At 71.1% G+C, this 12,652-nt stretch carries 17 protein-coding genes; 8 read left to right on the top strand and 9 right to left on the bottom strand.

Annotated features, from left to right (window positions below):
• Positions 1-45: 45 nt before the first annotated feature.
• From KALB_RS47980 to aroA, 5 genes are read right to left on the bottom strand one after another with little or no spacing between them, the layout of a single operon-like run.
• Positions 46-870, bottom strand: coding sequence for an SCO4651 family lipoprotein (locus KALB_RS47980; RefSeq protein ID WP_158510886.1), 825 nt, complete (start codon positions 868-870; stop codon positions 46-48).
• An 11-nt stretch (positions 871-881) separates the two neighbouring features.
• Positions 882-1,673, bottom strand: a complete 792-nt coding sequence (locus KALB_RS38720; protein ID WP_025361052.1) for a hypothetical protein — start codon at positions 1,671-1,673, stop codon at positions 882-884.
• A gap of 27 nt (positions 1,674-1,700) precedes the next feature.
• Positions 1,701-2,507, bottom strand: a complete 807-nt coding sequence (locus KALB_RS38715) for a class I SAM-dependent methyltransferase (protein WP_025361051.1) — start codon at positions 2,505-2,507, stop codon at positions 1,701-1,703.
• Between the two features lies 1 nt (position 2,508).
• A complete protein-coding gene (gene rsgA / locus KALB_RS38710; protein WP_025361050.1) occupies positions 2,509-3,519 on the bottom strand; it encodes a ribosome small subunit-dependent GTPase A in 1,011 nt (336 codons plus the stop codon).
• A complete protein-coding gene (gene aroA / locus KALB_RS38705) occupies positions 3,516-4,790 on the bottom strand; it encodes a 3-phosphoshikimate 1-carboxyvinyltransferase (RefSeq protein WP_025361049.1) in 1,275 nt (424 codons plus the stop codon). The genes rsgA and aroA overlap by 4 nt, the downstream gene beginning before the upstream one ends.
• Positions 4,791-4,874: 84 nt before the next feature.
• Between aroA and KALB_RS38700 the strand changes: the two genes are divergently transcribed.
• Positions 4,875-5,645: an SOS response-associated peptidase gene (locus KALB_RS38700; RefSeq protein WP_025361048.1), complete on the top strand. Its 771-nt coding sequence runs from the start codon at positions 4,875-4,877 to the stop codon at positions 5,643-5,645.
• On the top strand, positions 5,642-6,256 hold the full coding sequence (locus KALB_RS38695) for an alpha/beta hydrolase family protein (RefSeq protein WP_025361047.1): 615 nt from the start codon (positions 5,642-5,644) through the stop codon (positions 6,254-6,256). Before KALB_RS38700 ends, KALB_RS38695 begins: the two co-directional genes overlap by 4 nt.
• A 159-nt stretch (positions 6,257-6,415) precedes the next feature.
• Here the strand turns inward: KALB_RS38695 and ybaK are convergent, their stop codons facing one another.
• Positions 6,416-6,895 carry a Cys-tRNA(Pro) deacylase gene (ybaK, locus tag KALB_RS38690; protein WP_025361046.1) on the bottom strand — a complete coding sequence of 160 codons (480 nt, stop codon included), beginning with the start codon at positions 6,893-6,895 and terminating at the stop codon, positions 6,416-6,418.
• Between the two features lie 152 nt (positions 6,896-7,047).
• Here ybaK and KALB_RS38685 point away from each other — a divergent pair, with 152 nt between their 5' ends.
• Positions 7,048-7,728, top strand: a complete 681-nt coding sequence (locus KALB_RS38685) for a sigma-70 family RNA polymerase sigma factor (RefSeq protein WP_081789728.1) — start codon at positions 7,048-7,050, stop codon at positions 7,726-7,728.
• Positions 7,725-8,051, top strand: coding sequence for a mycothiol system anti-sigma-R factor (rsrA, locus tag KALB_RS38680; RefSeq protein ID WP_025361044.1), 327 nt, complete (start codon positions 7,725-7,727; stop codon positions 8,049-8,051). Before KALB_RS38685 ends, rsrA begins: the two co-directional genes overlap by 4 nt.
• Positions 8,052-8,124: 73 nt before the next feature.
• On the opposite strand, the gene KALB_RS50370 is transcribed toward rsrA, so the two are convergent.
• Positions 8,125-8,199, bottom strand: a complete 75-nt coding sequence (locus tag KALB_RS50370) for a 50S ribosomal protein bL37 (RefSeq protein WP_096498094.1) — start codon at positions 8,197-8,199, stop codon at positions 8,125-8,127.
• 184 nt (positions 8,200-8,383) lie between these two features.
• On the opposite strand from KALB_RS50370, the gene KALB_RS38675 reads away from it, so the two are divergent.
• Together KALB_RS38675 and KALB_RS38670 are read left to right on the top strand one after the other, a co-directional pair.
• On the top strand, positions 8,384-8,599 hold the full coding sequence (locus KALB_RS38675) for a biotin/lipoyl-binding carrier protein (protein WP_025361043.1): 216 nt from the start codon (positions 8,384-8,386) through the stop codon (positions 8,597-8,599).
• A 23-nt stretch (positions 8,600-8,622) separates the two neighbouring features.
• Entirely contained in the window at positions 8,623-10,107 is a 1,485-nt protein-coding gene (locus KALB_RS38670) for a sensor histidine kinase (RefSeq protein ID WP_025361042.1), read from the top strand.
• A gap of 88 nt (positions 10,108-10,195) precedes the next feature.
• On the opposite strand, the gene KALB_RS38665 is transcribed toward KALB_RS38670, so the two are convergent.
• Both KALB_RS38665 and KALB_RS38660 read right to left on the bottom strand, forming a co-directional pair.
• Complete coding sequence (locus KALB_RS38665; protein ID WP_025361041.1) at positions 10,196-10,450, bottom strand: WhiB family transcriptional regulator; 255 nt, start codon at positions 10,448-10,450, stop codon at positions 10,196-10,198.
• Positions 10,451-10,704: 254 nt separating this feature from the next.
• Positions 10,705-11,634, bottom strand: coding sequence for a diacylglycerol/lipid kinase family protein (locus KALB_RS38660; protein WP_025361040.1), 930 nt, complete (start codon positions 11,632-11,634; stop codon positions 10,705-10,707).
• Positions 11,635-11,915: 281 nt separating this feature from the next.
• Between KALB_RS38660 and KALB_RS38655 the strand changes: the two genes are divergently transcribed.
• The gene (locus tag KALB_RS38655; protein ID WP_042223094.1) at positions 11,916-12,326 is read left to right on the top strand and encodes a hypothetical protein; all 411 of its coding nucleotides are present in this window, start codon (positions 11,916-11,918) and stop codon (positions 12,324-12,326) included.
• Positions 12,327-12,370: 44 nt separating this feature from the next.
• The gene (locus tag KALB_RS38650; protein ID WP_025361038.1) at positions 12,371-12,640 is read left to right on the top strand and encodes a hypothetical protein; all 270 of its coding nucleotides are present in this window, start codon (positions 12,371-12,373) and stop codon (positions 12,638-12,640) included.
• Positions 12,641-12,652: the final 12 nt, after the last annotated feature.

Here is a 12,652-nt window from a genome sequence, read left to right as displayed (position 1 = left end):
CGGGAGCGCCGACACGCGGTGGGCCGGGGTGGGACGGCGCGGCACTCAGCCTGGTTGGGGGGAGAGTTGGCTGTCCGGGGGCGGAGTGATCTGCACGGGCTTGTCCCAGTCCGTGTAGGTCGTAGTCACCTGCACGGCTTGCGGCCGGTCGGGCAGCGCGAGCGTGGAGGTGGCCCGCAGCGGCACGTTGCCCGCGGCGACCCAGAGCTCCTCGGCCAGTGCGGTCGCACCGAGTTGCAGCTCGGCGAGCAGGCCCTGCCTGGTGTCGGGATCGGTGGCGGCCTTGGCGGCCGCGGCCAAGTCGACCTCCAGCACGTAGTGCCGGGTGGGCACGAGCCCGTTCAGCGCCTGCACCTCGGAGCGCACGAGCTTGGTGGCGGCCAGCTCGACCGGTGGCTGACCGGCCCGTTGCAGTGCGGCGAACACGGGCTGGAACTGCTTGGCGAACTCGCTGGTGTCCGTCGCACCGACCCGCACCCACGGCTTGTCCGCGGGCAGCTTGGCCTCGGCGGGCGGCCGCACGAACAAGGTGCCGGGGGTGAACACCAGTTCGGTGGCGTCACTGATCTTGGCGCTGGCCCAGTAGCCCTGGGCGTCACGGCGGAACTGGCCGCTGAGCGAGGACTTCGCCGACAGCGCGGGCAGCGAGGTGGCCGTGTCGACCTGGAACCTGGCGGAGGTGGTGCCGGCGAGCCTGGTGGCGATCGCCCTGGCCAGCTCGGCCGCGGGCAGCTCGGGCGGCGGTGCGACGGCCGGGTCGGCGCCCGCGGTCCCGCCCACCTGGCTGGAGCACGCCGTCACGACCAGCGCGGCGCAGACCGCGAGGCAGACCAGCCTGGTACGACGCACCTTGTCCCTTCCCGAGGCCAACGGCCGCGATGCTACGCGGGAGGCGGCGACAGTTGGCTGTCAGCGGGCACGGTCACGGTCACGGGCGTGCCCCAGTCGCGGTAGGTCACCGAGGACTTGATCGGCGGGATCCCGTCGTAGTACTGGTCCAGGCCGATCCGCACCGGCACGTCCCCCGCGCCGAACGACAGGGTCTCCACCAACCGGCTCATCTGCTGGGTGTCGCGCGTGAACGCGGCCTTGCCCTGGACCGGTGAGGCCGCGAGCGCGCGCAGGTCCACGTCCAGCAGGTACTTGCGGGCCGGGGTGGTGCCGACCGGTTCCACCGAGCTGCCGACGAGCTTGGTCCACTGGGTGAACACCGACTCGCGGGCCAACTCGGCGCTGGCACCCCAGTACACGGCGTTGACCACCGGGCCGAGCTCGCCCATCAGCTTGTCGGTGCTCTGGTAGGACTCCCGCACCCACGGCCGGTCCGGCGGCAGCGACCAGCTCTCGCCCGGTTTGACGTAGACGGCGTGGTCCTGCAACACCAACTCGGTGCGCAGCGAAGCGCCCTGGTAGGTCTGCTCCACCGTGCACGCCATCCGCAGGCCCTGGTTGTCCCGGTTCAGCCGACCGGTCGCGGTGAGGTGCTCACCGCTGGGATAGCTCCCCTCGTAGCTGAACGTGGCGCCGTGCGAGGAACCCAGCTTGCCCACCGCGCTGAGGACCCCGGCGAGGTCGTGCTGCGCGGGCGGCGCCACGGCCGGGTCGGTGCCCGCCTGACCGGGCAGCACCACGGTGCACCCGCTCACCGCCAGCACGGCGGCAACCGCGGCCACGACTCCTCGCACGCGCACCACCGAGCCCTACTTCCGCACCAGGTAGACGAGTTCGTTGCCGAACTCCAGCTCTTCCACGCGCCAGGGCTGGTCCGCGGCGTGCGCGGCGAAGTTCGTGGAGTAGGTGCGGTACATGCCCTTGGACCGCTGGCCCAGCGACTTGGTCGGGAAGCTGACCACGACCACCGGCGAGTTGATCGCCTCGATCAGGTCCCAGCCGTGCTCGCGCTGCTGGGTCTCGATGCAGGGCACGGTCTTGAGCAGGAAGGTCACGTCGGCGGGCGCGGGATCGGGCCCCAGCAACAGGTCCCGCACGCTCGTCTCGTGCGCGACGCCCAGCGCGGTCAGCGCCTCGTCCAGGAAGGCCATCAGCCGGGTGTCGATGTCCGAGGCCCGGTACAGCACGTCCTCGCCCAGCGGCATCCAGTGCGCCGCAAGGGGATTCATGCCGCAGGCGAAGTCGGCGACCACCTTCGGCGGCTCGTCCAGCCGGTCGAAGATCGCCGAGTAGAACTCGGTGAGGATGGGCAGCCGTTCCTTGGTGGAGGCGTGCGAGGACATCGTGCGCGACAGCGCGTCGCGCAGCGCCTCCTGGTCCGCTGCCTCGCGGATCAGCCCGAGCATCTTCTCGTACCGCGGGGTGCTGGGCAGGTACGCGCCGAAGATCTCGTGCAGCCCGCGCTTGGTGCGCTTGACCGCGTCGCCGACATCCCCGCGTGCGGCGGTCAGCGCCGATTCGGCCAGCCGCCGCACGGTCTCCTCGGCGACGCTGGCGTACCGGCTGCTCTCGCGCACGGCGTCCAGCACCTTGGCCAGCTTGTCCTGGTCAGCCAACTCAGTACTCCTCGACGGTCCCGGCCCGTGAGGCCAGCAGCCTGCGCAGCGAGAGCAGCCTGCCCTCGGTGGCCAGGCCCTCGGTCACGGCGTTCTCCAACACGCAGTCCGGGTCCTCCGGCGCACCGCGGTGACCGCAGCCGGGCGGGCACTCCTCGGCCGTCTCGGCCAGCCCGGGGAAGGCCGCCACGATGTCGTTCGGCGTGATGTGCGCCAGCCCGAACGAGCGGATGCCCGGCGTGTCCACCACCCAGCCGCCCTCCGGCAGCGGCAGCGCCACCGCCGAGGTGGAGGTGTGCCTGCCCTTGCCCACGGCGCTGACCACCCCGGTGAGCCGGTTCGCGTCCGGCACCAGCTTGTTCACCAGCGTGGACTTGCCCACCCCGGAATGCCCCACCAGCGCGGACACCCGGTTGTCCAGCCGCTCGGCCAGCTCGGTGGGCTCCTCGTCGGAGCGGGTCACCAGCACCGGCAGGTCCAGCTCGGCGTAGGTCGCGATCAGCTCCTCCGGGCCGGCCAGGTCCGACTTGGTCAGGCACAGCACCGGGGCCAGCCCGCCCGCGTAGGCCGCGACCAGGCAGCGGTCGATGAAACCGGAGCGCGGCGGCGGGTCGGCCAGTGCCGTGACGATCACCAGCTGCTCGGCGTTGGCCACCACCACGCGCTCGAACGGGTCGGTGTCGTCGGCGGTCCGCCGCAGCACACTGGTCCGGTCCGCCCTGCGCACCAGCCGGGACAGCGTGTCCGGGGTGCCCGAGGTGTCACCGACCAGCTCGACCTGGTCCCCGATGACCACCGAGGTGCGGCCCATCTCCCTGGCCCGCATCGCGGTCACCAGCCGGTCCGGGTCCCCGTCCAGCGCGCAGGTCCACCGGCCGCGGTCCACGCCCACGACCATGGCCCGCTCGGCGTCGGCGTGCTCGGGTCGGCGCTTGCTGCGCGGCCGGGAACCCTTGCCGGGGCGGACCCTGACATCGGACTCGTCCAGCCGCCGCCAGTCGCCACGACTCATACCCGCTCCGCCAGCTGCAACATCGCGTCCCACATGCCGGGGAAGTCCGGGATGGTCTTGTTGGTCGTGGCGATGTCGTCCACCGACACCCCCGGCACGCGCAGGCCGATGATCGCGCCCGCGGTGGCCATCCGGTGGTCGGCGTAGGCGTGCCACAGCCCGCCGTGCAGCGGCACCGGCCGGATGACCAGCCCGTCCTCGGTCTCGGTGACGTCACCGCCCAGCCCGTTCAGCTCGGTGGCCAGCGCGGCGAGCCGGTCGGTCTCGTGCCCGCGCAGGTGCGCGATGCCGCGCAGGTGGGACGGTCCGGTGGCCAGGGCCGCCAGCGCGGCCACGGTCGGGGTCAGCTCGCCCACCTCGTGCAGGTCGATGTCGATCCCGGTCAACCGCACCGGGCCGTTGACGGTCAGCCCGTGGTCGCTGAGCGAGACCCCGCAGCCCATCTGCTCCAGGATGTCCCGGATCGCGTCCCCGGCCTGCGTGGTGGCCAGCGGCCACGCGGGCACCGTCACCTCGCCGGAGGTGGCCGCCGCCGCCGCGAGGAAGGGCGTGGCGTTGGACAGGTCGGGCTCGATCCGCCAGTCGTTGCCGCGCACCGGGCCCGGGGCGACCCGCCAGGTGTCCGGCTCGGAGTCGTCCACCTGCACGCCCACCGCGCGCAGCATCTGCACGGTCATCTCGATGTGCGGCAGCGAGGGCACCGGCTTGCCGTCGTGCCGCACGGTGACGCCCCGCTCGTAGCGCGCCCCGGACAGCAGCAGCGCGGAGACGAACTGGGAGGAGCCCGAGGCGTCCACCGTCACCTCGCCGCCGGGTACCGAACCGGTCCCGTGCAGCACGAAGGGCAGCGCCTCGCCCGTCACCTGGACGCCCAGCGCGCGCAGCGCGTCCAGCACCGTGCCCATCGGGCGGACCCTGGCCTGCTCGTCCCCGTCGAAGCGGATCTCGCCCTCGGCCAGGGCCGCGGCCGGCGGCACGAAGCGCATGACGGTGCCCGCCAGCCCGCAGTCCAGCTCGGCGGGGCCGTGCATCGGGCCGGGGGTGACCTCCCAGGACCCGGCCGGGCCGTCGGCGATGCGCACGCCCAGCGAGCGCAGGGCGGCGGCCATCAGCTGGGTGTCGCGGCTGCGCAGGGGCAGGCCGATCGAGCTGGGCCCGTCGGCGAGCGCCGCGAGCAGCAGGGCACGATTGGTGATCGACTTGGATCCGGGCACCGGGACGGTTGCGCGCACCGGCGTGCTGACTGACGAGGTGGGCCACGGCTGCGTCATGGGAGTGATGATTCCCTACCCGGCGCCACCGCCCTGCCGGGACTCCCGGTGACATGCGAGTATGAGTTCTGGAGGTGGGTGCAGGTGTGCGGTAGGTACGCCTCGACCAAGGACCCCGCGACCCTGGCGGTCGAGTTCGACGCCGTGGACGCCACCGACTCCGAGGCGCCGGGGGCGGACTACAACGTGGCCCCGACCAAGCCGGTGCTGGCCATCGTGGCCAGGCACCCGCGCGACGAGGATGGCAAGCCCGACCCGGACAGCGTGGTGCGCAGCGTGCGCGTGATGCGCTGGGGCCTGGTGCCCACCTGGTCCAAGGACCGCAACGTGGGCGTCAAGATGATCAACGCCAGGTCGGAGACGGCCGCCACCAAGCCCTCGTACCGCGACTCCATGGCGCGCAGGCGGTGCATCCTGCCCGCCGACGGCTGGTTCGAGTGGAAGCGCGAGGGCGGGGCCAAGGAGCCGTTCTACGTCACCGGCACCGACGGCGAGAGCCTGGCCATGGCCGGTCTGTGGTCGGCGTGGCGCGACCCCAACGGCGAACCGGACTCGCCCTGGTTGATCACCTGCGCGGTGCTGACCGTCGACGCGTTCGGGCCCCTTGCCGAGGTGCACGAGCGCATGCCGCTGCTGCTGCCGCGCGCCTCGTTCGAGCAGTGGCTGGCCCCCGACCAGGACAGCAAGGCCGTGGCCGACCTGCTCACCCCCGTGCCGGAACTGGTCGACGCGCTGGAACTGCGCCCGGTGTCCACCGCCGTCAACAGCATCCGCAACAACGGCCCCGAGCTGCTGGTCCGCGCCGAGCCGCCGGCACCCGAACCGACCGAGCTCTCCCTGTTCGAGCAGCCATGACGCACACCGAGTTCGACACCCCGCACGGCCCGGCCAGGGCCGAACTGCACTGCGCCGCCGAGGGCCGTGCCGCACTGCTGCTCGGGCACGGCGCGGGCGGCGGCATCGACGCGCCCGACCTGGTCGCCGCCTGCCGGGCCGCGACCGAGGCGGGCGTGCACGTGGCCCTGGTCGAGCAGCCCTACCGGGTCGCCGGGCGGCGTGCGCCCGCACCCGCCAAGCAGCTGGACGCCGCCTGGCTGGCCGTGGCCGAGCAACTGGGCGAGCACTGGTTCGACGGCCTGCCCCTGGTGTTCGGCGGGCGGTCCTCCGGCTCGCGAGTCGCCTGCCGCACCGCCGCCGACGGACAGGCCGTCGCCGTGCTGTGCCTGGCCTTCCCGGTGCACCCGCCCGGCAAGCCCGACAAGACCCGGCAACCCGAACTGGACGCCGTCGAGGTGCCGACCCTGGTCGTGCAGGGGGAGCGCGACCCCTTCGGCCAGCCCGAGGCGGGCCACCACCGCGAGATCGTGCGCCTGCCGGGGGACCACTCGCTCAAGGCCGACGTGGAGGGCCTGAGCCGTGCCGTCACGGAATGGCTCGGCCGGGTCCTGCGCCCACTGGACGTGTAAGCCGGGACTCGTGCTCCTACGGGCGGGACTCACGCTCCCCAGAACGGGACTCGCGTGCCTGTGGCCGGGACTCGCGTACCCAGCGGCGAGTCCCGCCCACGCGTTGGCGAGTCCCGCTCACCGGTCGACGAGTCCCGCCCACACGTCGGCGAGTCCCGCTCAGGCTGTGGCGATCGGCGCCAGCACGGCGCCGGTCAGCTCGGCGAGGTCCCCGGGCGCCAGCTCCACCTCCAGGCCACGGCGGCCCGCGCTGCAGAAGACCGTGTCGAAGCCCTGCGCCGAGGAGTCGATCACCAGCGGCAGGCGCTTCTTCTGACCCAGCGGGGAGATGCCGCCCGCCACGTAGCCGGTGGCCCGCTCGGCCGCCGCGACCTCGGCCATCTTCGCCTTCTTGCCGTGCAGGGCCGCCGCCAGCGCCTTGAGGTCCAGCTGCCCGGTGACCGGGACCACGCCCACCGCCAGCTTGCCGTCGACCTCGGCGACCAGGGTCTTGAACACCCGTTCCGGCGCGATGCCCAGCGCCTCGGCGGCCTCCAACCCGTACGAGTCGTGCCGCGGGTCGTGATCGTAGCTGTGCAGCGTGTGCGGCACCTTGCGCTTGCCCAGCAGCGCGGTCGCCGGCGTGCCCTGTCCCGCCATGGGCAGCAACCCTAGTGGTTGTGACCGCTGCCTCAGCCGGGAATGTGCCGGTGGGCAACCCTGTTGTACCGGACGTGGCTACCTCAGGTGCTGTGCTCAGCCGGTCCCGCGGCCGGCGCGTATCCTCGACCGCGAAGGATGCGTTCCCGGACATGGGAACGTCCGCAGCGTCCGCGCGGCTGATCGGCCGGCGGGGAGGGAGCGCGGTGCCGGGGAGTTCGCCGGAGGTCGACCCACAGGTCGAGACCGCAGACGAGCGTGCCGCACGCTTCGAGCGTGACGCCATGCCGTTGCTGGACCAGCTCTACTCGGCCGCACTGCGGATGACCCGCAACCCGGCCGACGCCGAGGACCTGGTCCAGGAGACCTACCTCAAGGCGTACGGGGCCTTCGAGTCCTTCGCCAACGGGACCAACCTGAAGGCCTGGCTGTACCGCATCCTGACCAACACCTACATCAACGGCTACCGGCGCAAGCAGCGCCAGCCGATCCAGACCTCCACCGACGAGATCACCGACTGGCAGATCGCCGCGGCGGAGAGCCACACCTCCTCCGGGCTGCGCTCGGCCGAGGTCGAGGCGATGGACCGGCTGCCCGACGACGACGTCAAGAGCGCACTACAGCAGCTGCCCGAGGAGTTCCGCATCGCGGTCTACCTCGCCGACGTCGAGGGCTTCGCGTACAAGGAGATCGCCGAGATCATGGGCACTCCGATCGGCACCGTGATGTCCCGGCTGCACCGTGGCCGGCGCCAGCTCAAGGACCTGCTGACCGACGTCGCAAGGGAGCGTGGTTTCCTGCGTTCCCGCGAACGAGAGGTGGCTGGGTCGTGAGTTGCGGTGGACCGCACGAGACGGACTGCTCCCAGGTGCTCGCCGAGGTCTGGGCGTTCCTGGACAACGAGTGCGACAAGGGCAAGCGCGAACTGCTGCGCCAGCACCTGGACGAGTGCAGCCCGTGCCTGGAGCAGTACGGCATCGAGGAGCACCTGAAGGTGCTGCTGGCCCGCAAGTGCGGCGGGGAGCACGCCACCCAGGAGTTCCGTGACCGCCTCCGCGCCTGCATCAGGCAGACCGTGTTGCAGCAGACCCAGATCCGCGCCGAGGGCAACTCCGTGGAGGTCACCACCACCCGGGTGGAGATCACCGAGCCCTGAGGACCTGCCATCCCACCACAACAGAAGGCCCCGGTGAGCAGCTCACCGGGGCCTTCGCGCGAGTCGGGACGACTCAGGCGTTGGGGCGCTTGCCGTGGTTCGCGCCGCCCTTCTTGCGGTCGCGGCGCTTGCGTGCACGCTTGGACATGACTGACTCCTCGCTCAAGTTCTGGTCAGCTCCGACCGCCACCAGGGCAGGCAGAAGCTGAGCACTTCCCAAGGAGATTGTTGCATGTGGGCGCTTGGGCCCACGGCCAGGGCGGATCCGTGGTTGGATTGCCGCTGCTCTGGGGGATCGGTTCAGATCCCGCACCTTCCAGGAGGAGTCAGCGATGGCCGAGGAAATCCGGGCTGAGATGGTCGCCAACGTGTGGAAGGTCGTCGCCAGGGAGGGCGACTCGGTGACCGACGGCTCCGAGATCGTGATCCTGGAGTCGATGAAGATGGAGATCCCGGTCGTCAGCGAGGACGGCGGGGTGATCACCAAGCTCGTCGTCAACGAGGGTGATGTCGTCCAGGAGGGTGACCTCATCGCCGTCGTGGAGTAGTCCGAGCGACTACCGTCGTCGGGGTGTCAACCCTCACCGACCTGCTCGCGGAGCACACCGGCCTGCCCGGTGACGCGGCCGATCACCTGCAGATGGTCGCCGCGGAGTGGCAGTTGCTGTCCGACCTCGCCTTCGCCGACTTCGTGCTGTGGGTACCGCTGGACCCGCAGGGCCAGCGGTTCCTCTGCGTGGCGCAGGCCCGGCCGACCACCGGGCCGACCGCGCACCCCGACGACATGGTCGGCAGCACCGTGGCCGCCGAGGACCACCCGCAGTTGCGCAGGGCCCTGTCGGAAGGGCGGATCTGCCGCGAGGAGGACCCGCTCTGGCACCTGGGCGTGCCCGTGCGCAGGGAGACCATCCCGGTGCGGCACGGCCGCTCGGTGCTCGCCGTGCTCTCCCGGGACACCAACCTGGCCGTGCCCCGGGTACCCAGCCCGCTGGAGATCGCCTACCTGGGCAGCGCCGGCGACCTCTGCCAGATGATCGCCGACGGCACCTTCCCGGCCATCGAGCCCTCCGCCGACGTGCACACCAGCCCCCGGGTCGGGGACGGCCTGATCCGCATCGACAGCTCGGGCGCTGTGGTGTTCGCCAGCCCCAACGCGCTGTCCGCCTACCACCGCATGGGCCACGCCGCCGACCTGGTCGGCGTGCACCTCGCCCCGCTGACCCGCTCTCTGGTCGCCGACCCGTTCGACGCCACCGAGGTCGCCCAGCGGATCAGGACCGCACTGGACGGCCAGCCCAGCATGCGCATCGAGGCCGAGTCCAGGCGCGGCGCCGCCGTGCTGTTCCGCGCGCTGCCGCTGCGCCCGCAGGGCAAGGCCGCGGGCGCGCTGGTGCTGGTCCGCGACGTCACCGAGGTCAAGCGCCGCGACCGGGCGCTGTTGTCCAAGGACGCCACGATCCGCGAGATCCACCACCGCGTGAAGAACAACCTGCAGACGGTGGCCGCGCTGCTGCGCCTACAGGCCCGGCGCACCAACAACAGCGAGGCACGTGAGGTGCTTCAGGAGTCGGTGCGGCGGGTGACCTCGATCGCGCTGGTGCACGAGACCCTGTCCATGTCGGTGGACGAGCGGGTCAACCTGGACGAGGTGGTGGACCAGGTGATCCCGATGCTGTCCGACGTGGCCACCGCGGACGGCCAGGGCTCGGTGCGCCGGGAGGGCAAGCTGGGCGTGGTGTCCGCGGAACTGGCCACCCCGCTGGTCATGGTGCTCACCGAACTGGTGCAGAACGCGCTGGAGCACGCCTACCCGGCCGGTCAGCAGGGCGAGGTGGTGGTGCGTGCCGAGCGTTCCGCCAAGTACCTGGACGTGGTGGTCTGCGATGACGGCAAGGGCCTGCCACCTGGCTTCTCGCTGGAGCGCACCGAGCGGCTGGGCCTGCAGATCGTGCGCACGCTGGTCGACTCCGAGCTGCGCGGCTCGCTGTCGCTGCGGCGCAGGGAGGTCAAGGGCACGGAGGCGGTATTGCGCATTCCGCTGCGGCGCAGTCGGTAGAAATCAGAAAAGATCCGGAACGTACTGAGGGCCTGGAATCTCGGGGAAGATTCCAGGCCCTCAGTACATCCGCGGGGAAAATGCTTCGTCAGGCGTTGCTGCGAGCGCGGGTGCGGGCGTTGCGCCTCTTCAGGGCACGACGCTCGTCTTCGCTCATCCCGCCCCACACGCCGGCGTCCTGCCCGCTCTCCAGTGCCCAAGAAAGGCAGCCGGACGCCACGGGGCAGCGGCGGCAGACGGTTTTCGCCTCGGCGATCTGCAGCAACGCGGGACCACTGTTCCCCACGGGGAAGAACAGCTCGGGGTCCTCGTCACGGCAGGCCGCGCGGTGGCGCCAGTCCATTTTTCCTAGCTCCTCGCTAGGCGCGCTACGAGCGCGCCGTTGTCGTCAGCGGTCGTCGGGGTGCTTGTGAATGCTTTCACGAACTGCCGCGATGTCAAGGGGTCGGCTCTAACTCGGTGAGGGAACTCACCTGAAAGCTCGACGCTGTTGACCAGCGGTTTCGGTCCGTGACGATGTGTCATCGTCGCAAAGATCGCTACTGTGTCGCGACCTCATTACGCTAAGGTCACGGCGGCCAGTCCGCAACTCGGGGGTCAGACCGCCACGCGCAGCGCCGCTGGCACCGAGCTGAACCCGACCTGGCTGTGTTCGCCCAGGTCATCGCCGTCCACCTGGAGCCGGACCGGCTGGGAGGAGCTCACCCGCAGGTAGTCAACGTCGTCGCGGCGGACAAGATTCCCGCCGGAGGGCTCGAACTTGGGGAGCAGGATCTGCGAGAGCGTGCGTGCCACGGTCGTGGGGCCAAGACTACGGAGCGCGAACAAACCCAGGCCGCCGTCGAAGGAGGTCTCCGGGTTGATGCTGATCGGCTTGCCACCCAGGTAGGTCCACGGGTCGGTGTTGGACACGAACGCCAGGCGCACGTCGTGCACCAGTTCGCCGCCTGGCAACTCGACCCGCAACTGCGGTGCCTCGCGCATCTGCCGGAAGTAGCTGGTCAGCGCGATGGTGGCGTAGAGCAGCGGGCTGGCCTGCTTGTCGCGCCTGCGTTCCACCTCGGCGACCACGTCCGCGTCCCAGCCCAGGCCCGCGTTGAAGGTGAACCAGCGACCCGGGGTGCCGACCGGCTCCACACGGCCGAGTCCGACCTCGCGTCTGCTGCCGGTCTCGATGGCCATCAGCAGTCGGTGCGTGGCCTCGACCGGATCGCGTGGCAGGCCGAGTGCGCGCGCGAAGACGTTCGCCGACCCGCCGGGCACCACGCCCAGCATCGGGGGCGGTCCGCCGTCGGTGCTGTCGAGCAGCCCGTTGACCACCTCGTTGACGGTGCCGTCCCCACCGTGCGCGACCACCAGGTCCACACCCTCTGCCGCGGCACCGGAGGCCGCCTTCCTGGCGTGCCCTCGGTGGTCGGTCTCGACGATGTCCAACTTCACCGAGCTGGCCAGCGCGTGCGCGAGCACATCGCGGCCGGCAGCCGTGGTGGCTGTCGCCTGCGGATTGACCACAAGGAGGGCGCGCACTACTGCAGAGTAGGACAGTCCGTGACCGCGTTCCGGACGGACTTCTCCCGAACGGGTGAGTCGACTACCCGAAAGTGAGGCAGGTCTCCTTCCGCTCGTCGTGCCGGTCGTGCCGTCGCGACGAGTGCACCCAGACGACCGTCTGCTCGTCGACAACAAGTAGATCTTCTCGCGTTTCGCGGCCGAACGGGACCGGCCGACCGGGTGTCCTACGATCGGCCAGTGCGCACTCAAGGTGACATGCGCTCTCAGCCGTGGTGAACAGCGAGAAGGGGACAGCCGTGCCCACCGAAACCGCCGCGCCCGGTCCGGTGCGCCTGGCCGGGGCCCTGGTCGCGCTGCAGGGGCTCACTGCCCTGGTCTACGCACTGTTCGCGCTGGTCAGGGGCATTTTCGGGCTGGCGTACGCGGGACTGGCCTACGGGGACGCCGTGGCTTTCCTGATCATCGCCGTGGCATTCGGAGCACCCGGCCTGCTGCTGCTGCGCGGGCGGCGCGGTGCGCGCAACGCGGCGGTCTTCGTGCAGCTGCTGGTGCTGGGCGGGGTCTGGTACAACTTCAGCCCCGCCGAATGGGTGACGCTGGACCTGCTGATCTCCGCGTGGTGCGTGGCCGTGCTGGTACTGCTGTTCCTAACGCCCTCGCGGCACTGGTACGCCCCGCCGCAGGAGGACGAGCCCCCGGCTGCGTAGTTCCACTCTGGTGCCGAGTTCGGGGCTGCGGCCATGCTGGCTCCGTGCGCGAGCCGCTGTCGAAGGCCCAGGTCGCCCTGTTGCTGACTCCGCTGGCAGGCTTTGGGTGGCTCACCATGGGCTTCAAGGCGTTCCTGGGTATCGTGCTGACACCTTTCCACGGCGGTGCGGTGCTGACCTGTGCGTGGAGTTCGGCCGCATTCGCCCTCGGCGGCGTGGTGCTCGCCGTGATCACCCGTCGGGCCGGGATCATCGGCTGCTTCGTGCTGCTGACCTTGCTGGGGTTGGGTGAGGTGGCGGTCGCGAGCCGCTGACCGCCACCTCCG

This window comes from Kutzneria viridogrisea DSM 43870, assembly GCF_000525635.1.
Taxonomy (GTDB): domain Bacteria; phylum Actinomycetota; class Actinomycetes; order Mycobacteriales; family Pseudonocardiaceae; genus Kutzneria; species Kutzneria viridogrisea.
This window is presented reverse-complemented; position numbering and strand designations above follow the sequence as displayed.

What these genes read in the sequence shown, in the direction of transcription:
- rsgA (WP_025361050.1), bottom strand. Translation starts at nt 3,519, where the DNA reads ATGAGTCGTGGCGACTGGCGGCGGCTGGACGAGTCCGATGTCAGGGTC.
- aroA (WP_025361049.1), bottom strand. Translation starts at nt 4,790, where the DNA reads ATGACGCAGCCGTGGCCCACCTCGTCAGTCAGCACGCCGGTGCGCGCA.
- KALB_RS38695 (WP_025361047.1), top strand. Translation starts at nt 5,642, where the DNA reads ATGACGCACACCGAGTTCGACACCCCGCACGGCCCGGCCAGGGCCGAA.
- ybaK (WP_025361046.1), bottom strand. Translation starts at nt 6,895, where the DNA reads ATGGCGGGACAGGGCACGCCGGCGACCGCGCTGCTGGGCAAGCGCAAG.
- KALB_RS38685 (WP_081789728.1), top strand. Translation starts at nt 7,048, where the DNA reads ATGGGAACGTCCGCAGCGTCCGCGCGGCTGATCGGCCGGCGGGGAGGG.
- KALB_RS38675 (WP_025361043.1), top strand. Translation starts at nt 8,384, where the DNA reads ATGGCCGAGGAAATCCGGGCTGAGATGGTCGCCAACGTGTGGAAGGTC.
- KALB_RS38665 (WP_025361041.1), bottom strand. Translation starts at nt 10,450, where the DNA reads ATGGACTGGCGCCACCGCGCGGCCTGCCGTGACGAGGACCCCGAGCTG.